This is a genomic window from Mycobacterium asiaticum (assembly GCF_001668675.1).
GTDB classification, from domain to species: domain Bacteria; phylum Actinomycetota; class Actinomycetes; order Mycobacteriales; family Mycobacteriaceae; genus Mycobacterium; species Mycobacterium asiaticum_D.
In genome coordinates, this window is sequence record NZ_LZKQ01000253.1 from 1 (window position 1) to 25552 (window position 25552).

Sequence of the window (25552 nt, forward strand, 5' to 3'; positions counted from 1 at the left end):
ACGCAGAATCGCACGCATCCGGCGGATGCGTGCGATTCTGCGTCTGCTCGCGGCTAGACGGGGGCGAACAGCGGCGCGCCGGCGGTGCCCCTGTCGGGGCGGATGGCGACAGGCATACCGCAGGTCACTGAATCAGGTTCGCAATCAACGATATTGGCGGCTATCCGCAGCCCGTCCTGTTCGCTGAGTTCGACGAGAGCGATGACATACGGCGTCGGGACTTCCGGGTTGTAGGGGTGGTGATTCACCGTGTAGGTGAACACCGTTCCGCGGCCCGACACCGGCTTTGCCACCAGTGCGCCACCGCAGTCGCGGCACACGCCTGCGGCCGGGTGTACCCATCGCGCGCAGTCGGCGCAGTGTTCGATGAGCAGCGGAGACGATTCATCGGCTGACACGCCTAATACAGTACACTTTATTGAGCTCGGCTTGTTAGCGCGGTGATTCGACGGACGGGGCAGATGGAGTACTTCGAGAAAGACGCGATCGTGTCCGGGATCGGCATCTCGCGCATCGGCCGTCGCACCGGGATCCCGGGGCGCGACCTGACGATGGAGGCGGTGCGCGCCGCCATCGACGACGCCGGCCTGGTTGCGACGGACATCGACGGCATCGCGACCCTGGGTGATACGCCGGCCGCGGAGGTCAACGCGGAGTTGAAGATTGACGCCGCCGACTGTGGCAGCGGCTTCGGCACGGGCGGCCTGCTGAGCCCGGTGATGTCGGCCTGTCGTGCCGTCTCCGAGCGGCGTGTCCGTCATGTGGTGGTGTACCGGACCATCCAGATGTTGGGCGGCACGGTGCTACCCCAGGACAAGAATGCACCGGCTCCGCCATTGGCGCGGATGTTCGATGCGCCCGAAGGCGAGCGCCCGGCCGTCGGCGCGATGGACGACATCAACGATCTGCTTGCGGCGCATGCTTATTCGGCGGCCAACTGGCTGGCGCTCAACTGTCGTCGGCACATGGAGCTCTACGGAACCACCAAGGAACAGCTCGGCTGGATCGCGCTCAACGGGCGGCGCAACGCGGCGTTGAATCCCCGTGCGGTATACCGCGATCCGATGACCATGGCCGACTACCTGGGCGCGCGGCCGGTCTCGACGCCGTTCGGACTGCTGGATTGCGACGTGCCGATTGACGGTTCGATCGCAGTCGTCGTCTCCCACGCGGAATACGCGTCGGACTGTCCGCACCGTGCCGTACGGGTCGAGGCGATCGGCGGCTCGGACGGCTCCGGAGGATGGTTTCACCGCGCCGACTACCCGAAGATGGCGATGTCGGACGCGACGGCGCAGATGTGGTCGCGCACCGAGCTCACGCCCGCTGACCTGGAAGTCGCCCAACTGTACGACGGCTTCACCTTCCTCACGTTGGCCTGGCTGGAAGCCCTCGGGGTGTGCGGCGACGGCGAGTCGGGACCCTTCGTCGAGGGTGGCGTGCGGATCGCCCGCGACGGCCAGCTCCCGCTGAACACCTACGGGGGGCAGCTTTCGGCGGGACGTATGCACGGCTACTGGGCGCTGCACGAGGGTTGTCTACAGCTGCGCGGCGATGCGGGGGAGCGGCAGGTCTCGCGCCGCCCCGAGGTTGGCGTGGTTTCGGTGGGCGGTGGTCCGGTCGCGGGCTGCATGCTGCTTACCTGCTGAGCCGCGATGACCACTGAGCCGGAGCCTGTGCGGGCGGACAAGCGGGCCGCGCAGATCGCTCGGTGCATCGAAGCCGATATAGTCCGTCGCGGCTGGCCGGTCGGAGAGTCGCTCGGTTCGGAAGCGCTGCTGCAACAACAGTTTCGGGTGAGTCGATCGGTACTTCGAGAAGCCGTTCGCCTCGTCGAGCATCACCAGGTGGCGCGGATGCGTCGTGGCCCCAACGGCGGATTGCTCGTCTGCGCACCCGATGCCGGTCCTGCAACGCGGGCCGTCGTCATCTACCTCGAGTACCTGGGCACCACGCTGACCGATCTGCTCAACGCAAGGTTGGTGCTGGAGCCATTGGCGGCCGAACTAGCCGCCGATCACATCGATGAAACCGGGATCGAACGACTGCGGGCTGTGCTGCGTGCCGAGCAGCAATGGCGTCCCGGACATCCCGCACCGCCCGACGAGTTTCACCTCGCCCTCGCCGAGCAGTCGAAAAACCCAGTGCTGCAGCTGTTTATCGACGTCCTGATGCGACTGACCAAGCGGTACGCGCGGACGTCACGCACCGATTCGGCAGACCAAGCGGTCGAAGCGGCCCACCAGATGCGTGGCGACCATGCCGATATCGTCGCGGCCGTCACCTCGGGCGACTCGGCGCGAGCCAAGACGCTCAGCGAACGCCACGTACAGCGCGTCACGTCATGGCTACAGCGGCACCGCGCTCCGGCAGGCCGCGCGCAAGCGGGTAGGCGGGCACGCGGCGGCCTTGTGGCGCCACGCGGCAAACTCGCCGAAGTATTGGCCGCGAACATCGCCGACGACATCGCCGCCGATGGCTGGCAGGTCGGCTCGGTGTTCGGCACCGAGGCTGCACTGCTTGCCAGGTACCAGGTGAGCCGCGCCGCACTGCGCGAAGCGGTGCGCCTGCTCGAGTATCACGCGGTCGCGCGGATGCGGCGCGGGCCCGGCGGCGGACTGGTCGTGGCAAAACCGCAGGCGCAGGCGAGCATTGACACCATCGCCCTGTATCTGCAGTACCGCCAGCCCAGCCGGGAAGACCTACGGTGCGTGCGCGACGCCATCGAGATCCACAACGTCGCTGAGGTCGTTGTACGACGGAGCGAGCCGGGCGTGGTCGCCTTTTTGGACCCGCACAGCTGGACCCACATCGCCGACAGCGGCGATGTCCGCAGGGCCGCCGTCGACGAGTTCCGCTTTCACGTCGGGCTCGCCGAACTGGCCGGCAATGCGGTGCTCGACCTGTTCCTGCGGATCATCGTCGAACTGTTCCGCCGGCACTGGTCCAGCAGCGGGCAGGCCCAGCTGACGTGGACCGACGTGACCGCGGTAGAGCACGCGCATCTGCGCATTCTCGAGGCGATCGAGTCCGGCGACGACAGCCTGGCCCGCTACCGCATCCGTCGCCACCTGGACGCCGCGGCGTCCTGGTGGCTGTAATGGCTACTGCGTAGGTACGTCAGTGTTCGGCGGCGTGACCGGCACGGCGGGCGCAGTGGGTGCCGGAGGTCGGGCGCACCCGACTGCCATTCCGGCGAACGCCGTAATCAGTACGGCCCCTATAACTTTGATGGTCTTCGTGGCGAACATGGTGCGCATCGTTGCTACCCCGCTCTTCGTAGTTCACCCGGCGGCTTCACCCGGCATTGCAGATGTTATCCGGTTAGAGGGCTATTTCTTACGGGTTAGTCAATATTTTTTGGAAGCGGAGAATCGCTTCAGCCGCCCTGAACCTCAACGGGGCGGATCTCGGGCTGTGGTATGTCGCCCCGCATGCTGGTGCTTCCGCAACCGGTCGCGAAAACGGCGTAGGCCGCGAAGATCATTGCACCCACCACCTGAGCCCACCTGCTAATCGTCATCGTTTCGCCTTTCTGCGGCGTTATTGCACGGTTGTCTACAACGAGTAGGCGCTGTGATGGTATCGCCGTGTAGGCGCTACAACGAGTCCTTTCTGGGGCATCCATAGAAATCGCGTAAGTTACGCGTACGGGCCGCCGTCCGGGTCGAGGAAAACGTCAGCCATTCATTTGCTGGGGAAGGACGTGGCGTTGACCGTGAGCCGGTGCCGCGACGACGGACGACCGCGACGGGTACGGATGTTCGGATTATGGGGTGAAAAACCCCATCCCGCTGGGAACCGACTGCCTTCGCAGTGGTCCCCAGCGGGATCCCCCGACGTCATTCGGGTTCAGCGGCCTATCCGCCGGTGACCTCGAACTCAGGATTCACTGGTCGTTGGGCTGCGCAACCAGCAGATGCCACGGCTAACGCCGCCGCCAGCACTGCGACCACGGCCCGCAGCGACTGCATCCCCCGACCGGTCCGCCTGGTGCGCATGGTGTCGCCTTTCGTTTGCTGGCTCTCACCCAACTCGCGTTTTACCGCTACCGGAATGCTAACGCGACCCCACTGTGCCGCGAGTCGTTTTGACAGGAATTGGTGACATTTCCTTGCCTCGGGAAGCAAAAGTAGTTGCGCGCTGTCCCGCACGACCGCTAATGTGTCCGCTCGTGCCTCTTCCCGCGCTTGCAGTAGTAGCCAGCACCCGCAGCGGGGTCTGATCCAGACCGACCCCCCGCTGTGGGTCGGAAGCTACTCGCGTCGGTCGCTCCTTCGAGCCAGAGAAGACCGGCACCATGACTCTCCCCGAAACCACTCTTTCCGAAGCTCACGCCGACGCGTGGTTCGGCGACCACTTCGGCGTCGCCCTGCCGAGCGGACTGCGCGCCGCGGCCGCGGCGATGTCGTGGCGGGACTTCGTGAGCGCTTATGCGCCGACCGCCGGGCCGCTTCGGCTCGGGCACTGGGAGTGCACCGATGCCGAACGCCCAGCCACGCGGCTCGGGCCGCAAGCCCGTAACTACCGTGCGGTGATCGCGCAGAGTGATCGAATCAGCGCATCCAGCGCCGCGGCCGGCGGACCCGTCGCCGCGCTCACGGCGATGCTGCACCAGCGCGGAATAGCGTTGGAAACGCTGAACTTTCACCAAATGCGCGCCGGCCGGCACACTGCCACGTTCGTCCGTGGGACCGACGGCAACCGCGCGGAATGGGCGATGGGGTGGGCCGAGGATCCGGTGCAGTCCGCCCTGCGTGCGGTGATCGCGTGCGCCAACCGCTTGCTGGGTTGAGACCCGTTGGGCGAGCACGATGGGCATGCCGTCCATCGGCACCGGCATGCCGCCGTAATCCCAGCGCGCGGTGTAGCCGGGCCGCGGCAGTTCGAGACGATAACGGCGCAGCAACCGGTGCAGGATCGTCTTGACTTCCAGCTGACCGAACACCATCCCGATGCACTTGTGCGCCCCGCCGCCGAACGGTGTGAAGGCGTACCGGTGACGCTTGTGCTCGTTGCGCGGTTCGGTGAACCGCAGCGGGTCGAATTTCATTGGGTCCGTCCACAATTCGGGTAGACGGTGATTCATCCCGGGGAAGGCGGTGATGTTGGTGCCCTCGGGCAGGTAGTGGCCGAGCAGCTCGGTGTCGCGCACCGTTCGCCGCATCGCCCACTGCACCGGTGTCACCAACCGGATCGACTCGTTCATCACCAGGTCCAGCGATTCCAGCTTGTCCAGCGACTCGATGTCCAGTGGCCCGTCCCCGAGCCGGTCCGACTCGTCGCGGCAGCGTTGCTGCCACTCCGGGTGCGCCGCCAGGTGGTAGATCATCGTGGTGGCCGTCGACGTCGATGTGTCGTGCGCGGCCATCATCAAGAAGATCATGTGGTTGATGACGTCTTGGTCGGAGAACCGGTTGCCGTCCTCGTCCTCGGTCTGGCACAACACGCTGAGCAGGTCGTTGCCTTCCTTGCCCCGGCGCTCCTTGACCCGCTCGGCGAAGTAGTTCTCCAGCAGCTCGCGCGCCTTCAGGCCCCGCCACCAGGTGAACGGCGGCACCCCCTTGCGGATGACCGCGTTGCCGGCCCGGGTGGTCGTCGTGAACGCCTTGTTCACCTTGGTGACCAGCTCGCGGTCGGTGCCGGGCTCGTGCCCCATGAACACCATCGAGGCGATGTCGAGGGTGAGTTCCTTCATCGCCGGGTACAGCAGGAAGCGCGGGTCGTCGGTCACCCAGTCGTCGTGGGTGACGTGCGAGACCACCTCGTCGATGTGTTCGAGGTAGCCGACCAACCGCGACCGGATGAAGGCTTCCTGCATGATCCGCCGGTGAAACATGTGCTCTTCGAAATCGAGCAGCATCAGGCCGCGGCGGAAGAACGGGCCGATGACGGGAACCCAGCCCTGCTGGGAGAAGTCCTTGTTGCGGTTGGAGTAGATGGCCTGCGCGGCATCCGGACCGAGCGCGGTGACGAACGGCAGGAACGGCGAGTCCCCGAAGATCAGCGGGCCCCGCGTCTCATACAGGAACATCAGGTAGTCCGGTCCGCCGCGCAACATCTCGATCATGTGGCCCAGGATCGGCAGGCCCGCATCACCGACGATCGGCTTGAGCCCGCTGCCGGGCGGGGGGTCGGCGAGCACCTTCTCCGGGAACTGGGTGTTGCGCAGCTTGCGCTCCACCAAGCCCATGCCGGGAAAGTTGTTGAACGACGGAGTCAACCGACGTCGAGCCTGGTCAAGGAGGTATTGAGGGGTGCTGATGGTCGTCACCATTGACGCGCGCTCCTAACCGGTGTGGTAACCGTCACTATCGCCAATGATTTCGGAAAAACTTGACGCCTGTCAAGTTGTCTTCTTGAATCGAAGTGGTGCATGGTCAGGAAGTGATCGCGAGTGCCTAGCCGGGCTGTCGACGACGAGCGCGCCGCGCCCGTGCTGCGTCGGCGCGGCGACAAACACCGGCAGGCGATCATGGAGGCCGTCCGGCAACTTCTGCAGGAGCGTCCCTTCTCGGAACTGTCGGTCAGCACGATCAGCACCCGGGCCGGGGTGGCCCGCTCTGGCTTCTACTTCTACTTCGACTCCAAGTACTCGGTGCTCGCCGCGATCCTGGCCGAGGTCGCCGAGGAACTCGAAGAGCTCACGCACTACTTCGCCCCGCGTCAGCCGGACGAGTCACCGCAGCAGTTCGCCTCCCGGATGGTCGGCAGTGCCGCGGTGGTTTACACGCACAACGACCCGGTGATGACCGCGTGTAACGCGGCCCGCCACACCGACATGGAGATTCGGGAGATCCTCGAGCAGCAGTTCGAGGGGGTGCTGCGTCAGATCGTCACCATCGTCGACGCCGAGGTGAAAGCCGGGACCGCGCAACCCATCAGCGACGACCTTCCGGTGCTGATCCGCACCCTGGCGGCCACCACCGCGCTCATGCTCACCGGGGACCCGATGCTGGCGGGCCGGCACCACGATCCGGACCGTCGAGTGCGGGTGCTGGAGCAGTTGTGGCTCAACGCCTTATGGGGTGGCCCGGCGCGGTAGCGGGGGCTCCTGGTACCGCCGGTATCGTCACGTCCATGGCGCAGAGCGGATCGCAGCGGTACTTCGCGGGTAAGCGGTGTTTCGTCACGGGCGCGGCGAGCGGCATCGGCCGCGCGACCGCGTTGAGACTGGCCGCGCAGGGCGCCGAACTCTATCTGACCGACCGGGACGAGGACGGCTTGGCGCAGACGGTGGCCGACGCGCGAGCACTCGGTGCCCAGGTGCCCGCGCACCGGGTGCTGGATATCTCGGACTACGCGCAGGTGTCGGCGTTCGCGACCGACATCCACGCCGCCCATGCCAGCATGGATGTGGTGCTCAACATTGCCGGGGTGTCGGCGTGGGGAACCGTCGACCGGTTGAGCCACGAGCAGTGGAGCAAGATGGTCCAGATCAATCTGATGGGCCCGATCCACGTCATCGAATCCTTCGTTCCGCACATGGTCGCTGCCCGCCGGGGTGGGCACGTGGTGAACGTATCCTCGGCCGCCGGGCTCGTCGCGCTGCCGTGGCACGCCGCGTACAGCGCCAGCAAGTACGGTCTGCGCGGTTTGTCCGAGGTGCTGCGCTTCGACCTGGCCCGGCACCGCATCGGGGTGTCCGTCGTGGTGCCCGGCGCGGTGAAGACCCCGCTCGTCAACACGGTCGAGATCGCCGGCGTGGACCGCAACGATCCTCAGGTCGCCCGGTGGGTGGACCGGTTCAGTGGGCACGCCGTCTCACCCGAACGGGCCGCCGAGAAAATCCTGGCCGGGGTCGCCAAGAACAGGTACCTGATCTACACCTCGCAGGACATCCGCGCGCTGTATGCGTTCAAGCGGTTGGCTTGGTGGCCGTACAGCGTGGCGATGCGTCAGGTGAACGTGATCTTCACGCGCGCGTTGCGGCCGGGGCCGCCGCAACTTCAGCGCTGATCGGGCATTTGGAGTTCCAGGCGCACACCGAGTAACCGGATGGGTCGGTCCAACGCGAACAGATCGAGGATGTGCAGTGCCACGGCGGTGATGACGTCGGCATCGGTGGTCGGCGCGTCGAGCTTGCGGATCTTGGTGCGGGTATAGAACGTCGCGGTCCGCACCGTGACGGCCACCCGAGTGACAATACGCGCCTCGGCGACCACGTCATCCAGCGTGCGCCGCGTCAATTCCGTTACCGCCGAATCCATTTCGGATCTATCAGTGAGGTCGCGCGGAAAGGTGATGACGTGGCTACGCGAGCGCGGCACCCACGGTTCGGCACTGACTTCGGTGTCGCCGCCGCCCTTCGCGAGCAACAGCAGCCACAGCCCGGTGCGTGGGCCGAACGTCGACGTCAACAGTTCGCCATCGCTGTGCGCCAGCTGCCACACGGTGGTGATGCCCTGCGCAGCAAGCTTTTTCGCCGTCTTCGGGCCCACGCCCCACAGTGCGTCCACCGGGCGGTCGGCCATCAACGTCATCCAGTTGGCGTCGGTGAGCTGAAAGATGCCGGCCGGTTTCGCGAAGCCGGTCGCGACTTTGGCGCGCTGTTTGTTGTCGCTGATCCCCACCGAGCAGGACAACCCGGTCTGTGTGGAGATGACGGTACGGATCTGCTCGGCGAGTTCGCATGGATCCCCGTCCGCCAAGCCGACGTACGCCTCGTCCCAGCCCCACACCTCGACCGGATGTCCGAGGTCGCGCAACAGTCCCATCACCTCGTCGGACGCGGCGTCGTAGGCGTCCGAATCCGAGGGGAGGAAGGTGGCGTCCGGGCACCGGCGGGCGGCCGCGCGCATCGGCATGCCCGCGTGCACCCCGTATTCACGTGCCTGATAGGACGCGCAGGTGACGACCTTGCGCGGTTCTCTCGGGTCACCGTTGCCGCCGACGATCACCGGGAGCCCGACCAGTTCGGGGTGGCGGCGCAACTCGACGGAGGCCAGGAACTGGTCGAGGTCGACGTGCAGGATGTGCCTCACCGGCCGCACAGCTTGCGCGCCAAGCTCTCCCACCCCTCGCCCAGCGTCTGCTGGTTGTGGCCGCCCTCGGCCAGCTGATGGCTCACGTAGTCGGCGTCGAGCAGCGCCAGCAGCGCATCGGTCTGGACGTCGAGATCGCCCGTGGTGTGCGCCGAGTGCAGCAGTACCCAGACATGCCGGCGCTGGACGACGGCCGCGCCGACATGGCGGCTGTGCGGATCGCGGTTGGCTGCCGAGAGCAACTCGTGGTGGGTGTTCACGAAGCAGATCCGCTCCCGGCCGAATGCGATCAACCGCTCGAGGGGCGGCGCGTCGGGCCCGAGCGGGGGCGGCCCGAAGAGGAAGGCCTGCTGGAAGGCCTTCTCGTCCTCATCGAGGAGCACCATCATCAGGCCGGCCCGGCTGCCGAACCGGCGGAACAGGGTTCCCTTGCCGACGCCGGCGGCGGCGGCGATGTCGTCGGTGGTGACCGCGTCGGCGCCGCGTTCGGCAACCAGGTGCCGCGCGGCGGCCAAGAGGAGCGCCCGGTTGCGGGCGGCGTCACTTCGCTCGGGTAGCGCGGGTTCCTGCAAGCGGATTCCGGGCGCCGGCATGCCCAACTGGCCCAGCCGCTCGTTTTCGCTCACCTACGCACTTTAACTCCGCGGGAATTAATCGGACTATAGTCCGGTTAGGCCATGCGAAGATGTAGCAACAATTCGAAAGGACATGAACGTGACAGAAACCAAGATCTTGGCTCTGGTCGGCAGCTTGCGCGCGGGGTCGATCAATCGCCAGATCGCCGAGCTCGCGGCTGACGTGGCCCCCGAAGGTGTCACCGTCACCCTGTTCGAGACCCTGGCGGACGTGCCTTTCTACAACGAAGACCTCGATCCCGGCGTGGGGACGCCCGTCGAGGAGCCCGCGGCGGTGTCGGCGTTGCGCACCGCGGCGAGTGTGGCCGACGCGGCCCTGGTGGTCACCCCCGAGAACAACGGAACTATCCCGGCTGTGCTCAAGAACGCGATCGACTGGTTGTCCCGGCCGTTCGGCGACGGCGCGCTCAAAGGCAAGCCGTTGGCGGTTGTGGGTGGAGCGCTGGGCCGGTACGGCGGTGTCTGGGCGCACGACGACACCCGCAAGGCGTTCGGAATCGCCGGGGCGCGCGTGCTCGACGAGGTCAAGCTCTCAGTACCGTTCGGCACATTGGGTGGCCTGCCGCCGGCCGAGAACGCGGAGCTGACCGAAAGCGTGCGTGAGGTGGTCGGCAAGCTGGCTGCCGAGGTCAATGTCCACGCCGGCGCGGGGGTCGCCACCGAGGCATAACGCGTCACTGAAGCTCTAGTCAAAGCCGTCGGCGAATGTGCCGGCGGCTTTGCTGGCTGTTGGGCGGGCGCTGCCGTCGGCCGCGCTTGTCAGTGGTCGGTGATAGACCTGACGTCATGTACACCCGCCCCGCAAGTTGTGATCTGCGACACGCCGAGGCGATACGTGCGACACGCTTACGACCAGGGAATTTCAGAAATGTTATTCAGAACATGTTGTATCTCTTCTCGTTGTCACCCCCTAGGTGTAGTGTTTGAGCACCGGCAGAACCCAGGTTCACCAGGCGCCCAGGCTCCTGATGAACTTCCCGGAATCGGCGTCACCAGGTTCGTTGACACGGCGCCGCAAAACGGGAATCTGGGGGGTTGTCGGGTCGCTGTACCTAGTACAGATGTGCCACCAGAGTCGTTGCCAGTCCTTTTGATGTCCCCACTTCCGCAAAGGAGCGGTACGCCCATGACCATTACCGTTTACTCCAAGCCCGCATGCGTGCAGTGCGTCGCCACCTACAAGGCACTGGACAAGCAGGGCGTCGCCTACCAAAAGGTCGACATCACGCTGGATTCTGAAGCGCGTGACTACGTGATGGCGCTCGGTTACCTGCAGGCGCCCGTCGTGGTGGCCGACAACGACCACTGGTCCGGGTTCCGGCCGGACCGCATCAAGGCACTCGCCGAGGCTGCGCTCAGCGCCTAGCGCGGGTAGGCAAGTAAGTAAGGAGGTTGCGGTGCCATGGATGGTCTGGGACGCAACCTGGATTGGACGAGTGACGACCCGCTTCGCGCGGCTGCGCCGCGCTCGCGATCGTCACTGGTCTATTTCTCGTCCGTGTCGGAGAACACCCACCGCTTCGTGCAGAAGCTGGGTGTTCCCGCCACGCGGATACCGCTGCATGAACGCATAGAGGTCGACGAGCCGTACGTGCTGGTGCTGCCCACGTACGGCGGCGGCCGGGCCACGCCGAACATCAACGACGGAGGCTACGTCCCCAAGCAGGTAATCGCTTTCCTGAACAACGAGCACAACCGCTCGCTCATCCGCGGCGTCATCGCCGCGGGCAACAACAACTTTGGTGCCGAATTCGCCTACGCGGGCAACGTGGTGTCCCGCAAATGCGGTGTTCCGTACCTCTACCGATTCGAACTCATGGGAACCCAGGACGACGTCGACGCCGTCTGCGCGGGTCTGGCCCAATTCTGGAAGGAACAGACGTGCCACCAACCGTCACTGCAGAGCCTGTAACCACCGGCACGCACGCGTCGCAGAACGAAACGGATTACCACGCGCTCAACGCGATGCTGAATCTGTACGACGCCGACGGCAAGATTCAGTTCGACAAGGACGTGCTCGCCGCGCGCCAGTACTTCCTCGAGCACGTCAACCAGAACACCGTGTTCTTCCACAACCAGGACGAGAAACTCGACTACCTGATCCGCGAGAACTACTACGAGCGTGAGGTGCTCGACCAGTACTCGCGCAACTTCGTCAAGACGCTGCTGGACCGCGCCTACGCCAAGAAGTTCCGGTTTCCCACCTTCCTCGGTGCGTTCAAGTACTACACCTCCTACACGCTGAAGACCTTCGACGGAAAGCGCTACCTGGAGCGCTTCGAGGACCGGGTCGTCATGGTCTCGCTCACCCTGGCCGCCGGTGACACGACACTGGCCGAGAAGTTGGTGGACGAGATCATCGACGGTCGGTTCCAGCCGGCCACTCCGACGTTCCTGAATTCGGGCAAGAAGCAGCGCGGTGAGCCAGTAAGCTGCTTCCTCCTTCGAGTGGAAGATAACATGGAGTCGATCGGGCGCTCGATCAACTCCGCTCTGCAGCTGTCCAAGCGCGGTGGGGGAGTTGCGTTGCTACTCAGCAACATTCGTGAGCACGGCGCGCCGATCAAGAACATCGAGAATCAGTCCTCGGGCGTCATCCCGATCATGAAGCTGCTCGAGGACTCGTTCTCCTACGCCAATCAGCTGGGTGCGCGTCAGGGTGCCGGCGCGGTGTATCTGCACGCCCACCATCCGGACATCTACCGCTTCCTGGACACCAAGCGGGAGAACGCCGACGAGAAGATCCGGATCAAGACGCTGAGCCTGGGCGTGGTGATTCCCGACATCACCTTCGAGCTGGCCAAGAAGAACGAGGACATGTACCTGTTCTCGCCGTATGACGTTGAACGCGTCTACGGAAAGGCATTCGCCGACATCTCGGTCACCGAGAAGTACTACGAGATGGTCGACGATGCGCGTATCCGCAAGACCAAGATCAAGGCGCGCGAGTTCTTCCAGACGCTGGCCGAGCTGCAGTTCGAGTCCGGTTATCCCTACATCATGTTCGAGGACACGGTGAACCGGGCCAACCCGATCGAGGGCAAGATCACGCACTCCAACCTGTGCTCGGAGATCCTGCAGGTCTCCACACCGTCGGAGTTCAACGACGACTTGTCATACGCCAAGGTGGGCAAGGACATCTCGTGCAACCTGGGGTCGCTCAACATCGCCAAGACAATGGACTCGCCGGACTTCGCCCAGACCATCGAGGTCGCGATCCGCGCACTGACCGCGGTGAGCGACCAGACCCACATCACCTCGGTGCCCTCGATCGAGCAGGGCAATAACGACTCTCACGCGATCGGGCTGGGGCAGATGAACCTGCACGGGTATCTGGCCCGCGAAGGCATCTTCTACGGTTCCGAAGAGGGCGTTGACTTCACCAACATCTACTTCTACACGGTGCTCTACCACGCGCTGCGGGCGTCGAATCGTATTGCGATTGAACGCGGTACGCATTTCAAGGGGTTCGAGCGGTCCAAGTACGCCTCGGGGGAGTTCTTCGACAAGTACACCGATGAGGTGTGGGAGCCCGCGACCGAGAAGGTGCGCCAGCTCTTCGCCGACGCCGGCATCCGCATTCCCACCCAGGACGACTGGAAGCGGTTGAAGGAGTCGGTGCAGACGCACGGCATCTACAACCAGAACCTGCAGGCGGTGCCGCCGACCGGGTCGATCTCCTACATCAACCACTCGACGTCGTCGATTCACCCGATCGTGTCGAGGGTGGAGATCCGCAAGGAAGGCAAGATCGGCCGCGTCTACTACCCGGCCCCCTACATGACCAACGACAACCTGGAGTACTACCAGGACGCGTACGAGATCGGCTACGAGAAGATCATCGACACCTATGCAGCGGCGACCCAGCACGTGGATCAGGGGCTGTCGCTGACGTTGTTCTTCAAGGACACCGCCACCACGCGCGACGTGAACAAGGCGCAGATCTACGCCTGGCGCAAAGGAATCAAGACGCTGTACTACATCCGACTGCGTCAGATGGCTCTGGAAGGAACCGAGGTCGAGGGCTGCGTGTCCTGCATGCTGTAGGGCAACCGGCTATCGCTGTGAACACCGCCGCCAGAGTGAATCTGGCGGCGGTTTCATTTTGCGTGTCGCGTCGTGAGGTTCACACCCGCCCAACAAGTGCGGGGACCGCGTTTTCCGGCCAGCGGCCGCGCAATCCGGGTAGACCGGCCGCGGTCGCACCCCTACCGTTTCAGCAGAAAGCCGGCGAAGGTGCCCTGTGTGGGTGCCTTCGCCGATGGCGCTGAATCGAAGGATCAATTCTCGTGACCGTGACTGGGCCCGACACACCCGAACAGCCCCGCGGCGAGGTACGCAACGCCGGGCCTCGGCTGCATTGACTCCCGTCGGCGTGTCTGCCTGAACCATCCCAGCAGAGGTCACCCACGCGTGCTTGCGGGGTGCCCGAGCTTCCGCATGCCTGTAATACGAAGGGCCGTAACAAGAAATGAAAGCCTCCATAGGTCGGCGATTGCTCAACAGGCTCTGGCTGCCCGCCGTCGTCGCCGTCGTCGCCGTCTTGGCGGGATCCGTCATCGACTCCGCGCACGGAATCTTCGGTTCACAGGACCGAACCCGAAGCCCGGGCAACAAATTCGCCATCGCTCAGTTCAACCCCAAACGCATCGAATACGACGTCTTCGGCGAACTGGCGGGGTGGGGGAGAGCGAGCTACTGGGATGTGAGCTCCCGCCCGGTGGTGGTCGACCTCGCCGCGTTGCCCTGGACACACACGGAGGTAACCGTTTTGACGACGGCGACCGCCGACATCACCGCTCAGGTGTCGGGCGGAAGTGTCGGCTGCCGCATCACCGTCGACGGGCAGGTGCGCTCCGAACACACGGCCACGGGTGATCATGCCGGTGTCTGGTGTCAGGTACTGTCCGCATGACGGCCGACAGCACCAGTGCCGCCCCGCGCAGACCCTTTGTCGCGCGGACAATCCGCCGGTTCGCCGTGCCCGTGGTCCTGGCCTGGGTCGCGGTCATGATCGTGCTCAACGTGGTCGTCCCGCAGCTGGAGCCGGTCACGGAGGCGGGCCGGGGCCCCCTGGTCCCGGTCGATGCGCCATCGGCGCAGGCACTTATCCACATCGGCCAGGTTTTCCACGAGTCCGACAGCAACAGCCTGGTGATGGTCGTCCTGGAGGGTGAACACAAACTCGACCAATCCGACCACCTGTTCTACGACAGCCTGGTCGCAAAGCTGCAGCACGACAAGCACGTCCAATACGTGATGAACCTCTGGGGACAGGGGACCACCGCCGCCGGAGTGCAGAGCAACGATGGCAAAGCGTCCTACACGCTGGTGCGTACCGCCGGCAATCTCGGCTCGGCATTATCCGACGAATCGATCAAAGCGGTGCGGGACCTGGTCTCGCAGACCAAAACCCCGCCGGGGCTCAAGGTCTACGTCTCGGGTTCCGCGCCGCTGTCCGCGGACATGCTGCAGGCCGGCAACGAGAGCCTGATCATGATCATGTTCGTCACCATTGTGCTCATCTCGATCATGCTGCTGATCGTTTACCGCTCGATCGCCACCGCGCTGCTCGTCCTGTTCATGGTGATGCTGGAACTGAATTGCGGGCGTGGCATCGTCTCGCTCCTGGTTTTCCACAAGCTGATCGGAATCTCCGAATTCGCCTCGAACCTGTTGGTGTCGCTGATCCTCGGGGCGGGAACGGATTACGCGATCTTTCTGATCGGCCGCTACCACGAAGCACGCCACGCGGGCGAAGACCGGGAAACCGCTTACTATTCCGCCGTGCACGGCGTGTCTCACGTGATCCTGGGCTCGGGCCTGGCGGTCGCCGGCGCAACCTTCTGCCTCAAATTCACCCGGCTCAACTACTTCAATACCTGTGGGATCCCTTGCGCGATCGCCATGCTCACCGCGGTCGCCGCTGCTTTGACCTTCGGTCCGGCGGTGCTGGCACTGGGCAGCCGCGTGGGCATCTTCGAACCGAAACGTAAAGCGGGCCCTGGCATCTGGCGCAAAGTCGGCACCCTGACGGTGCGCTGGCCAGGGAGGGTCCTGTTGGCTAGCTGCGTGGTGGTGCTGGTCGGATCGCTGACGCTGCCCACCTACCATCCCAATTACGACGACCGGATCTACATCTCCGATGACAGCCCGTCAAAGCAGGGATACGCCGCGAGCGACCGGCACTTCCCGGTCAGCAGGCTGAACGGCGACATGCTGATGGTCGAATCCGATCACGACATGCGCAATAGCACAGACATGATCGCGCTGGACCGGGTGGCGCGCAGTGTGTTTCACACCCCAGGAGTGGGATTGATTCAGAGCGTCACCAGGCCGCTGGGTACACCGCTCGAGCATTCGTCGTTCACCTACACCATCGGCACCATGGGCACGAAAATCAAAGAACTGCTGCCGTTCCTCACCGACTTGAACACCCGGCTGACCGACATGGCCGACATCACCAACCGCATGACCGACCTGATGCGCCAGCAACAGAAACTGACGTCGCAACAGGCCGGCGCGGCCCATATCGCCGCCGACGCCGCCCGCGGCATGAAGGACGTCACCGATGCGTTGCGGGACAACATTGCCGACTTCGACGACGTCTGGCGCCCCATCCGGAGCTACTTCTATTGGGAGAAGCACTGTTTCGACATCCCAGTCTGCTGGTCGCTGCGTTCGCTGTTCGACGCCACCGACAAGATCGACCAGCTTGACGAGCAAATGGACAAGAACCTGAAAGCCGCCCTGATTCAGGACGCGGTGCTGCCGCAACTGGTCGACCTGCTCGGCCGCAACGTCGACCAACTCAACGAGCTTCGGGAGAAGATTCTCGCCGAGCACAGCACGATCGAGCCCCAGTTGGCCGAACTGGAGGCGCTGAGCCGGCAGATGATGGATCTGGGTTATGCGTTCGACACTTCGAAGAACGACGAGTTCTTCTACCTGCCACCGGATGCGTTCGAGAACCCGTCGTTTCAGATCGATCTGAAATTCTTCGTGTCCCCGGACGGCAAAGCCGCGCGATACATGATCTACCACGACGGCGAAGCGCTGACGGAAGCGGGCATCCACCACGATCAGGTCTATCTGGCCGCCGCCGAGGAAGCGTTGAAGGGCACCACGCTCGGCGGTTCGCGCGTCTATCTCGGCGGTGCCGCGACGACGTATTGGGACATCCAGGACGCCGCCAAAACGGACCTGATCATCGCCGCCGCAGCAGCATTCGCGTTGATCTTCCTGGTGATGCTGATCATCACCGGCAGCATCATCGCCGCCCTGGTCATCATCGGCACCGTGGCGTTCTCCTATTCGGGGGCGTTCGGGTTGTCCGTACTGATCTGGCAGCACGTGCTCGGGGTACCGATGAGCTGGCTGGGCCTGCCGCTCACCTTCATCATCCTGGTGGCGGTGGGGTCGGACTACAACCTGCTGCTCATTGCGCGCTACCTCGAAGAAAGCAAGGCGGGCCTGAACACGGGTTTGATTCGCGCGGTGGCCAATTCCGGCAAGGTGGTCACCACCGCCGGTCTGGTGTTCGCCGTCACTATGATGGCCATGGTGTCCGGCAAATTGGTGTCGGTGGGTGAAATGGGATCCACGATCGGCATCGGCTTGCTGCTCGACACGCTCATCGTGCGTTCGTTCATCACACCCGCCATCGCCCGGCTACTCGGGCCGTTCTTCTGGTGGCCCAGGCTGATCCCGTCCCGACCGCCGAGAAACCTCGTCAGAGGTTGACGCAGCCAGTCGCATGGTTACTCGGTTGCGGCATCGAAATCCATCACCGCGCGGACGAATTGCTCTGGGTCGTAATCGATGGCCTGGTGCCCTTGTCCGCGCAAGGCCACGATCGAGGCGTCCGGCAGTCGGGCAGCGAGAAGGGTGGCGGCTGCCCGAAAGTATGCCGGGCTCTCGGTGCCGAGCAACAATCGCACCGGGACGGTGATCTCGGCATGCCGCCCCGTCAGGCGGTAGGCGCGGGCCTGAGTGAGTTCGCGGCCGGCCGTGTGTGCGATCGACTCTGCGACATACGAAAACTCCCGGTCCGCAAGATCTTTGATCGCCGACAGGGACAAGTGCAGGGTTTCGCGGTAGAACGCTTCGAGGATGCCGCGCGGGTCGGACAACGCGGTGATCCGTGCCCACCCTTCCGCAGAGCCGATGTCGAGGCATGGCGAGGGTATGGGCGGCTCGTAAAGCATGATCCGGCGAAAAGCCGGCGTGATCAAAGCCGCTTCCAGCACCGCCAACGCGCCGTAGGAATGCCCGAGCGCATACACATTTCCGCCCAGCGCCTCGGCGACCGCCGCGACATCCTCGGCTTCCCGGCCCAGGCTGTAGGGCGGCACCTCGGCCGTGCTCAGCCCTCGACCGCGGCGGTCCATCGCATGAACGGTGTAGCGACGTGCCAGCACCGGTGTGACCGCGGCCCAGCGAGCACGCGTGCCGGTGCTGCCATGAACCAGCAGCAAGGGCGGACCAGAGCCGACGGATTCGTAGCCGATCGTGGAGCCGTCAGGGGAGGTCACGGTTGACATATCCGTTGCAACGCCGCTACGGGCTCGGGCTTGGGCAATGCGCCATCTACTCCACAGAAACGGACGCCTTTCCTTTCCCACGGCATTCGCACCAAACCGCCGTTGTTGACTGCGCTGACGGTCTGGACTGAAGGGAAGGTCACGCATGAAACTCGGGCTTCGGCTGCCGCAGCGGTTGGGAGTCGACCTGCAGCACGACGTGGTTGAAGCGGCTCGGACGGCGGAGGCGGCCGGCTATGCGAGCTTGTGGACGTACGAACGCTTGCTCTTCCCGCGAACGCCCGTCGAACCCTATGCCGGATCGGACGAGCCGTGGCCGGAGCATTCACGGCAGGCCGCCGACCCCTTGACCGTCCTCACCGTGGCAGCTGTGGCGACGGAAAAGGTACGTCTGGGTACGTCCGTTCTGGTCGCCGCCTTGCACACGCCCGTACAGCTGGCGAAAACCCTGGCCACGTTGGATCGGATCAGCGGTGGCCGGGTCATCACGGGCCTCGGGACCGGCTGGGCCACCGATGAATTGCGGGCTACCGGCGCCAGCCGGGCGGACCGAGGCCGCTTCCTCGACGAGACGCTGGACGTGTTCGACGCCGTCTGGGGCCCGGACCCGGTCAGCTTCCGGAGTCCTCGCGTTGTGATCGACGACGCCGCGGTCCTGCCCAAGCCTGTATCGAAGATCCCGGTGTTGCTGGGTGGCGGCGGCAGCAACCTGGGCCGCGGCACCACCTCGAAAGCCGTGCGGCGCATCGCCTCCCGCGCCGACGGCTGGCTTCCGGTGATGACCACGCCGGGTCCGGCCGGGGCCGCGGAACTGCGCGCGGGCTGGGACCGAATCCGGCAACTTGCGTCCGAGTGCGGGCGCGACAGCGCCAGGATGCAGATGATCGTGGTCGGAAACGTCACCTTCACCGACCGTCCGGCGGGGCCGGACCGAGCGGCGTTCGTCGGCACTCTGGATCAGATCGTGGACGACGTGGCGACGGCCGCGGCGGCCGGCGCCGACGAGCTGATCGTGGACCTCAATCTGCAGGACTGGTTCACCAGCACTCGCCAAATGCTCGAGACGGCGGTCGAGATCCGAGATAGGGCGTCATGATCGACGGTCTTCGTATCCGGACCGACACCGCCGATCCGCACGAGGCGAGCAGTCGACTCGCGAGTGTCTACTGTCCCCACCGTCTCACCGTCCGCGGCGGCCCTTCGGGATTCCGCGCCCGCCACGCCGAGGGCGCTGCCGCGGGGCTCGGCGTCTACTCGCTGTCCTTCGGGTCCGGCACCACCTTGCTGGATTCGCCGCCGTTCGACGACTTCGTCCTGGTCTCCCAGCAGATCACCGGGCGGCTCGCCGTCCGGGCCGACAGTGGGGACCGGCTGCTGTTGCCCGGCCAACACGTGGTGCTGGATGCGCACACGGCATATCGGCTGCGTTGGGAGGAGAACTGCACCATCTTCCACGTGCGGATCGCCCGCAGTGATTTCGAGACGGCGGTCGCGGCCCTCATCGGAGCCCGACGATCTGGGGCCGTCCGATTTCGGTTGAGTTCGCGCCCGTCGACACAGGGGACCGCCGCGGTGGCGAGACTCATGCATTTCCTGCTCCGCAATGCCGGACCGAACGGGCTCCGGAACTCAGGTGCACTGCTGCGCGACCAGCTGCGGCGCACCCTGGTGGCCGGCCTGATCGAGGCCTATCCCGGGGCCTTTCCGTCACCAAATGAGATTTCCGGCGGCGAAGTCCTGCCGCCGGCCGTCCGTCGTGCCGTCGCCTACCTGGAGGACTCTGTCGAGGACTCCAACGAAGACATCTGCATCGATGACGTCGCGGCCGCGGCCCGGTTGAGCCCGCGTGCCCTCCAGGAAGGCTTCCGCAAGCACCTGGACACCACGCCGATGGCGTATCTCAAATCGATCCGCCTCGCTCGGGCGCACGGCGAGCTGCGGCAGTCATCCGTCGAGGACGGGACCACCGTCGCGGAAATCGCGTACCGATGGGGCTTCGGGAATCTCGGCCGATTCGCGGCCGATTACCGGCGGGAGTTCGGCCGGTCGCCGAGCGAAGTGCTGCGCGCGTCGCGGTGAGTTCGCGACACCCGGTCGCGGCATACGCGGTCTGCCCAGGTCAGCCACGCAGGGCTGTATCGTGCTTGACGTGGTGAGAATTCCGCGACCCCACCCCCCGGGCACGACCGCCGGGGTGAAAGTCGACGCGCGTAGCGAACGGTGGCGCGAACACCGCAAAAAAGTGCGCAGCGAGATCGTCGACGCGGCGTTCCGTGCTATTGACCGCCTGGGACCCGAGCTCAGTGTGCGGGAGATCGCCGAAGAGGCCGGCACCGCGAAGCCGAAGATCTACCGGCATTTCGCCGACAAGTCCGATCTGTTCCTGGCCATCGGGGAGCGGCTGCGCGACATGCTCTGGGCGGCGATCTTCCCGTCGATCAACCTCGCCACCGACTCCGCCCGTCAGGTCATCCAGCGGGCCGTCGAGGAGTTCGTCACTCTGCTCGACGAGCACCCCAACGTCGTGCGGGTCTTCATCCAGGGCGGCGGCTCCAACGCCCAGTCCAAAGCGACGGTGCGCACCCTCAAAGAAGGCCGCGAGATCACGCTGACCATCGCCGACATGTTCAACAACGAGCTGCGGGACATGGAGCTCAACGCCGCCGCGTTCGAGCTCGCGGCTTTCTCGGCCTTCGGCTGCGCCGCCTCGGCGACCGAATGGTGGCTGGGCCCGGAGCCGGACAGCCCCCGGTCGATGACACGGGAACAGTTCGTCAACCAGCTGACCACGATCATGATGGGCGTCATCGTGGGCACCGCCGAGACGCTCGGCATCGTGCTGGACCCCGACAAGCCGATCCACGACGCCATGCCGGCGGCGCTGCCGTGAGCTGAAGCTCCGCGGCGTTGACATCATCGGGGACATCGACAACACTCGATATATCCGATACCCCGGGTACTGGGTATTTGCCCTTCCGGTACGGGGTATCTGCATTGCAGTCGGCTTGCGCCGGCCAATATCGGGCACAACAGGAAGACTCACAATGACCGACGTCGTCTCACCGGCGGCCGACCAGGCCGAGAAACCGCGAGCGTTACCGAAGCATGCCCGCGTCGTCATCATCGGGACCGGATTCTCCGGCTTGGGCATGGCGATCGCACTGCAGAAACAGGGCGTGGACTTCATCATCTTGGAGAAGGCCGACGACATCGGCGGCACCTGGCGCGACAACAGCTACCCCGGGTGCGCGTGCGACATCCCGTCACACCTGTACTCCTATTCCTTCGAGCCCAAGCCGGACTGGAAGAACCCCTTCTCTTACCAGCCGGAGATCTGGGATTACCTCAAGGGTGTCACCGACAAATACGGGCTGCGTCGCCACGTCGAGTTCAACTCCCTAGTCGAGCGCGCGTACTGGGATGACGACGAATACCGCTGGCATGTGTTCACCGCCGACGGGCGCGAATACGTCGCGCAGTTCCTGGTCTCCGGTGCCGGAGCGCTGCACATCCCGTCGTTCCCGAACATCGAAGGACGCGAGGAATTCGCGGGCCCCGCTTTCCATTCGGCGGAGTGGGACCACAGCGTCGAGCTGACCGGCAAGCGGGTGGCGATCATCGGGACCGGCGCCAGCGCGATCCAGATCGTGCCCGAGATCGTCGGGGACGTCGGCGAACTGCAGCTCTACCAGCGCACCCCGCCATGGGTCGTGCCCCGCTCGAACCCGGAGATCCCGCGACCGGTGCGCTCGGCGATGGAAAACGTCCCTGGCTTGCGGGCACTGGTGCGCTTAGGCATTTATTGGGCGCAGGAAGCGCTGGCGTTCGGCATGACCAAGCGCCCCAATGCACTGAAATTCATTGAGGCGTATTGCAAGTGGAACATCTGGCGGTCGATCAGGGACCGTGAGCTGCGCAAGAAATTGATCCCGAACTACCGCATCGGCTGCAAGCGCATCCTGAACTCCTCGACTTACTACGCCGCGCTCGCCAGCCCGAACGCCGAGGTGATCACCGAGGGCATCGAGCGGATCACCCGGGACGGGATCGTCACGGCCGACGGGCGTGAGCGCCAGGCCGACGTGATCGTGTACGCCACCGGCTTCCACGTCACCGATTCCTACACCTACGTCGACATCAAGGGGCAGCACGGCGAGGACCTGGTGGACCGGTGGAACCGCGAGGGCATCGGCGCCCATCGCGGCGTGACCGTGGCCGACGTGCCGAATTTGTTCTTCCTGCTGGGCCCCAATACCGGCCTGGGCCACAACTCGGTGGTGTTCATGATCGAGTCCCAAATCCGCTACGTCGCCGACGCCATCGCCAAGTGCGACAAGATGGGCGCCCAGGCGCTGGCCCCCACCCGCGAGGCGCAGGACCGGTTCAACGACGCCCTGCAGGAGCGGCTGACGAGCTCGGTGTGGAACAGCGGCGGCTGCAGCAGTTGGTATCTCGACGAGCACGGCAAGAACACCGTGCTGTGGGGCGGCTACACCTGGGAGTACTGGCGGGCGACCCGCTCGGTGAAGCCCGAGGAATACCAGTTCCTGGGTGTCGGCAAGAAAGCTCGCAAGGCCGTCGCGTAGGGGTCGCGCTCAGCGCGGAACCCCAACGACGGCAACCGGACTCGGTGCACTCGTCCGCGCCTTCTTGACGATGGACCGCAGGTTGGCTCGCACGATGCCGTCCAGCACCCGATCGGCTACCAGGCGGCTGACCCGCACCAGGATGGCGGCGTCGCGACCGACGGTGTAGCGCGTGCGGGGGCGGGACGCGGTGGCCGCCTTGGCGATCACCTTTGCGGCGTGTTCGGCCGGCACCCCGACCTCGGTGAACGAATGGGCCTGTGCCGTAACGGCTTCGATCAGATCGCCGTAGCGGGAAAGCTGCTCGGTGGTCATCTCCGCCTGCAGCACCTCGCTGGTGGCGATGCCGCGCTCCGGCATCTTCGTCTTGACCGCACCGGGCTCGATGACCACCACCTTGACGCCCAACCCCGAGACCTCACGCCGCAGCGCGTCGCTGGCCGCCTCCAGCGCGAACTTCGATCCGGCGTAGGCGCCGTACGTCGGCAACACCACCTTGCCGCCGACCGAGCTGATGTTGACCACCGTCCCGCGGCTGCTGATCAGCGCGGGCAACAGCGCCTGGGTCATGGCGATGTGTCCGAACAGATTGACCTCGAACTGCTTGCGCCACTGGGTGATCGGCAGCGCCTCGACGGGCGCGTTGACGGCGATTCCGGCGTTGTTGATCAGCGCGCGCAGGGGACGGGGGTCGCGCTCAATACGGTCGGCGATCGCCGCGACGTCGGACTCGACGGTGATGTCCAGGATGAGCGGTTCGATCCCGTCGGCACGCAGCCCGTCGGCGTCGGTCTCCCGGCGAACACCGGCGAGCACATGAAAACCCCTGTGCGCCAGTTCTTTTGCAGTGGCGGCACCAATGCCCGTGGAGGCGCCGGTCACCACGACGAGCTCATTGCGGTTGTCTGTCGAGGAATTCACAGCTGCCTCCGTTGAGTGGGTGTGCAGTTTAAGTTGACGATGTCATCTCAATCTAGTCCTAAAGTTGACGTTGTCAACTCAAAGATCGGCTTATGCTCGGCGGGTGACGACACGAGCGGAAAGCGCTGCGGCCACCCGCCGTTCGCTGCTCGAGGCGGCCGGCGTCCTGCTCGACAGTGGGGGAGTCGAGGCGGTGACCCTGCGCGAGGTCGGCGCCCGCAGCGGCGTGTCGCGCTCGGCGGCGTACCGCCACTTCGCCGACAAGGAGTCGCTGCTCGGCGTGCTGGCCACGAACGCGCTGAACGAACTTGGCGACAGGGTGGAACAGTTGGTGGCCGGCGACGACCCGCCCGAGGATGCCCTGCGCACCGCGCTGCTGTCGCTGATCGGCATCGGCCGCGACCGGCCGCACCTGTACCGGCTGATGTTTTCCATGCCGAAGGGCGATCCCACCGCTGCGGCGCAAGCGGGTCAACGCGCGCAGAGCCTGTTTCTCGACCTAGTCGGTCGTATCACCGGGGCGGACCGGGTGAGGCGGTACGGAGCGCTGTTGCTGGCCAGTGCCCACGGCATTGCGGGCCTGGATTTGAGTGGTCATATGGACCTGGACAAGTGGCACACCGACGCCGCCGAACTGGTCGACACGATGATCGCGTTGCTGCCCCGCGAGGGGTAGCGCCACGACACGCTAGACACAACTTCTTGTGTTGCGGCGGCTTGTCGGACCCCAGGGGTAGTGTTTGGGGTCCAAGGCAAGACAGCCCAATCGTCCTGGTGAAGTGGGGTTTCAGGTGACTGGTAGTGCAAAACTGATCGACCGCGTCTCTGCGATCAACTGGAACCGGCTGCAGGACGAAAAAGACGCCGAGGTCTGGGACCGGCTGACCGGAAACTTCTGGCTGCCCGAGAAGGTGCCGGTGTCCAACGACATCCCGTCCTGGGGCACGCTGACCGCCAACGAGAAGCAGCTGACCATGCGGGTGTTCACCGGCCTGACGATGCTGGACACCATTCAGGGCACCGTGGGTGCGGTGAGCCTGATCCCCGACGCGCTGACCCCGCACGAGGAGGCGGTGTACACCAACATCGCGTTCATGGAGTCGGTGCACGCCAAGAGCTACAGCCAGATCTTCTCCACGCTGTGCTCGACGGCCGAGATCGACGACGCGTTCCGCTGGTCGGAGGAGAACCCCAACCTGCAGCGCAAGGCCGAGATCGTGCTGGAGTACTACCGCGGCGACGAACCACTCAAGCGCAAGGTGGCCTCCACGCTGCTGGAGAGCTTCCTGTTCTACTCCGGCTTCTACCTGCCGATGTACTGGTCGAGCCGGGCCAAGCTGACCAACACCGCCGACATGATCCGGTTGATCATCCGCGATGAGGCCGTGCACGGCTACTACATCGGCTACAAGTACCAGCGCGGGCTGGCGCTGGTCGACGAGGCCAAGCGGGCCGAGCTCAAGGACTACACCTACGAGCTGCTGTTCGAGCTGTACGACAACGAGGTGGAGTACACCCAGGATCTCTACGACGAGGTCGGCTTGACCGAGGACGTCAAGAAATTCTTGCGCTACAACGCGAACAAGGCGCTGATGAACCTCGGGTATGAGGCCCTGTTCCCTCGTGACGAGACCGACGTTAACCCGGCGATTCTGTCGGCGCTGTCGCCCAACGCCGACGAGAACCACGACTTCTTCTCCGGCTCGGGGTCGAGCTACGTGATCGGCAAGGCCGTCGTCACCGAGGACGAGGACTGGGACTTCTAAAGTCGTCGGCTAACTCCCGCCGCCACCGCCGCCTTCGCCGCCAAGAGCAACCCCACCACTGCTGGCATTAGCGCCGCCCCCGCCGCCGCCCCCGGCGCCGCCGGCGCCCCCACTCCT

General features: G+C 65.0%; 23 protein-coding genes and 1 pseudogene. 17 read left to right on the top strand and 7 right to left on the bottom strand.

Features of this window, described 5'->3' with window-relative positions; genetic code table 11:
* Window positions 1-53 precede the first annotated feature (53 nt).
* The gene (locus tag A9X01_RS21835) at window positions 54-398 is read right to left on the bottom strand and encodes a Zn-ribbon domain-containing OB-fold protein (protein WP_065122729.1); all 345 of its coding nucleotides are present in this window, start codon (window positions 396-398) and stop codon (window positions 54-56) included.
* 63 nt (window positions 399-461) lie between these two features.
* Here A9X01_RS21835 and A9X01_RS21840 point away from each other — a divergent pair, with 63 nt between their 5' ends.
* A complete protein-coding gene (locus tag A9X01_RS21840) occupies window positions 462-1649 on the top strand; it encodes a thiolase family protein (RefSeq protein WP_065122730.1) in 1188 nt (395 codons plus the stop codon).
* 6 nt (window positions 1650-1655) lie between these two features.
* Window positions 1656-3101, top strand: a complete 1446-nt coding sequence (locus tag A9X01_RS21845) for a FadR/GntR family transcriptional regulator (RefSeq protein WP_065122731.1) — start codon at window positions 1656-1658, stop codon at window positions 3099-3101.
* A 278-nt stretch (window positions 3102-3379) separates the two neighbouring features.
* Here A9X01_RS21845 and A9X01_RS30120 read toward each other — a convergent pair whose 3' ends face one another.
* The gene (locus A9X01_RS30120) at window positions 3380-3523 is read right to left on the bottom strand and encodes a hypothetical protein (protein WP_155772213.1); all 144 of its coding nucleotides are present in this window, start codon (window positions 3521-3523) and stop codon (window positions 3380-3382) included.
* A 777-nt stretch (window positions 3524-4300) separates the two neighbouring features.
* Here A9X01_RS30120 and A9X01_RS31560 point away from each other — a divergent pair.
* Window positions 4301-4795, top strand: coding sequence for a 2-isopropylmalate synthase (locus tag A9X01_RS31560; protein WP_081282538.1), 495 nt, complete (start codon window positions 4301-4303; stop codon window positions 4793-4795).
* A 3-nt stretch (window positions 4796-4798) separates the two neighbouring features.
* Here the strand turns inward: A9X01_RS31560 and A9X01_RS21850 are convergent.
* Window positions 4799-6274 (bottom strand): annotated as a pseudogene (locus A9X01_RS21850) (cytochrome P450); the annotation flags it as partial.
* 123 nt (window positions 6275-6397) lie between these two features.
* Here A9X01_RS21850 and A9X01_RS21855 point away from each other — a divergent pair.
* Both A9X01_RS21855 and A9X01_RS21860 read left to right on the top strand, forming a co-directional pair.
* On the top strand, window positions 6398-7045 hold the full coding sequence (locus tag A9X01_RS21855) for a TetR/AcrR family transcriptional regulator (RefSeq protein ID WP_065122732.1): 648 nt from the start codon (window positions 6398-6400) through the stop codon (window positions 7043-7045).
* A gap of 35 nt (window positions 7046-7080) precedes the next feature.
* Window positions 7081-7959: an SDR family oxidoreductase gene (locus tag A9X01_RS21860; protein ID WP_065038289.1), complete on the top strand. Its 879-nt coding sequence runs from the start codon at window positions 7081-7083 to the stop codon at window positions 7957-7959.
* Here the strand turns inward: A9X01_RS21860 and A9X01_RS21865 are convergent.
* Entirely contained in the window at window positions 7950-8984 is a 1035-nt protein-coding gene (locus tag A9X01_RS21865) for a DNA polymerase IV (RefSeq protein WP_253849284.1), read from the bottom strand. The two genes, A9X01_RS21860 and A9X01_RS21865, sit on opposite strands and share 10 nt — an antisense overlap.
* Window positions 8981-9610 carry a TetR/AcrR family transcriptional regulator gene (locus A9X01_RS21870; protein WP_065122734.1) on the bottom strand — a complete coding sequence of 210 codons (630 nt, stop codon included), beginning with the start codon at window positions 9608-9610 and terminating at the stop codon, window positions 8981-8983. Before A9X01_RS21870 ends, A9X01_RS21865 begins: the two co-directional genes overlap by 4 nt.
* An 88-nt stretch (window positions 9611-9698) precedes the next feature.
* Between A9X01_RS21870 and A9X01_RS21875 the strand changes: the two genes are divergently transcribed.
* From A9X01_RS21875 to A9X01_RS21900, 6 genes are all read left to right on the top strand, one after another.
* Entirely contained in the window at window positions 9699-10289 is a 591-nt protein-coding gene (locus A9X01_RS21875) for an NAD(P)H-dependent oxidoreductase (RefSeq protein ID WP_436405292.1), read from the top strand.
* Between the two features lie 456 nt (window positions 10290-10745).
* Complete coding sequence (locus A9X01_RS21880) at window positions 10746-10985, top strand: redoxin NrdH (protein WP_065038285.1); 240 nt, start codon at window positions 10746-10748, stop codon at window positions 10983-10985.
* 36 nt (window positions 10986-11021) lie between these two features.
* On the top strand, window positions 11022-11531 hold the full coding sequence (gene nrdI / locus A9X01_RS21885; protein WP_253849286.1) for a class Ib ribonucleoside-diphosphate reductase assembly flavoprotein NrdI: 510 nt from the start codon (window positions 11022-11024) through the stop codon (window positions 11529-11531).
* On the top strand, window positions 11501-13666 hold the full coding sequence (gene nrdE, locus A9X01_RS21890; RefSeq protein WP_081282536.1) for a class 1b ribonucleoside-diphosphate reductase subunit alpha: 2166 nt from the start codon (window positions 11501-11503) through the stop codon (window positions 13664-13666). Before nrdI ends, nrdE begins: the two co-directional genes overlap by 31 nt.
* A gap of 424 nt (window positions 13667-14090) precedes the next feature.
* Window positions 14091-14534, top strand: coding sequence for an MmpS family transport accessory protein (locus A9X01_RS21895; RefSeq protein WP_065122737.1), 444 nt, complete (start codon window positions 14091-14093; stop codon window positions 14532-14534).
* Window positions 14531-17362, top strand: a complete 2832-nt coding sequence (locus tag A9X01_RS21900) for an MMPL/RND family transporter (protein WP_065122738.1) — start codon at window positions 14531-14533, stop codon at window positions 17360-17362. Before A9X01_RS21895 ends, A9X01_RS21900 begins: the two co-directional genes overlap by 4 nt.
* 17 nt (window positions 17363-17379) lie before the next feature.
* Here A9X01_RS21900 and A9X01_RS21905 read toward each other — a convergent pair whose 3' ends face one another.
* Entirely contained in the window at window positions 17380-18162 is a 783-nt protein-coding gene (locus A9X01_RS21905; protein WP_065122739.1) for an alpha/beta fold hydrolase, read from the bottom strand.
* 145 nt (window positions 18163-18307) lie between these two features.
* Here A9X01_RS21905 and A9X01_RS21910 point away from each other — a divergent pair, with 145 nt between their 5' ends.
* From A9X01_RS21910 to A9X01_RS21925, 4 genes are all read left to right on the top strand, one after another.
* On the top strand, window positions 18308-19258 hold the full coding sequence (locus A9X01_RS21910; RefSeq protein ID WP_065122740.1) for a TIGR03619 family F420-dependent LLM class oxidoreductase: 951 nt from the start codon (window positions 18308-18310) through the stop codon (window positions 19256-19258).
* The gene (locus A9X01_RS21915) at window positions 19255-20241 is read left to right on the top strand and encodes an AraC family transcriptional regulator (RefSeq protein WP_065122741.1); all 987 of its coding nucleotides are present in this window, start codon (window positions 19255-19257) and stop codon (window positions 20239-20241) included. Before A9X01_RS21910 ends, A9X01_RS21915 begins: the two co-directional genes overlap by 4 nt.
* Before the next feature lie 70 nt (window positions 20242-20311).
* Window positions 20312-21052, top strand: coding sequence for a TetR/AcrR family transcriptional regulator (locus tag A9X01_RS21920; RefSeq protein WP_065122742.1), 741 nt, complete (start codon window positions 20312-20314; stop codon window positions 21050-21052).
* A 154-nt stretch (window positions 21053-21206) separates the two neighbouring features.
* Entirely contained in the window at window positions 21207-22748 is a 1542-nt protein-coding gene (locus tag A9X01_RS21925; RefSeq protein WP_065122743.1) for a flavin-containing monooxygenase, read from the top strand.
* 9 nt (window positions 22749-22757) lie between these two features.
* Here the strand turns inward: A9X01_RS21925 and A9X01_RS21930 are convergent, their stop codons facing one another.
* On the bottom strand, window positions 22758-23669 hold the full coding sequence (locus A9X01_RS21930; protein ID WP_065122744.1) for an SDR family oxidoreductase: 912 nt from the start codon (window positions 23667-23669) through the stop codon (window positions 22758-22760).
* A 103-nt stretch (window positions 23670-23772) separates the two neighbouring features.
* On the opposite strand from A9X01_RS21930, the gene A9X01_RS21935 reads away from it, so the two are divergent.
* Both A9X01_RS21935 and nrdF read left to right on the top strand, forming a co-directional pair.
* Window positions 23773-24345: a TetR/AcrR family transcriptional regulator gene (locus A9X01_RS21935; RefSeq protein ID WP_065122745.1), complete on the top strand. Its 573-nt coding sequence runs from the start codon at window positions 23773-23775 to the stop codon at window positions 24343-24345.
* 115 nt (window positions 24346-24460) lie between these two features.
* The gene (gene nrdF / locus A9X01_RS21940) at window positions 24461-25435 is read left to right on the top strand and encodes a class 1b ribonucleoside-diphosphate reductase subunit beta (protein ID WP_065038320.1); all 975 of its coding nucleotides are present in this window, start codon (window positions 24461-24463) and stop codon (window positions 25433-25435) included.
* The last annotated feature ends 117 nt before the right edge of the window (window positions 25436-25552 follow it).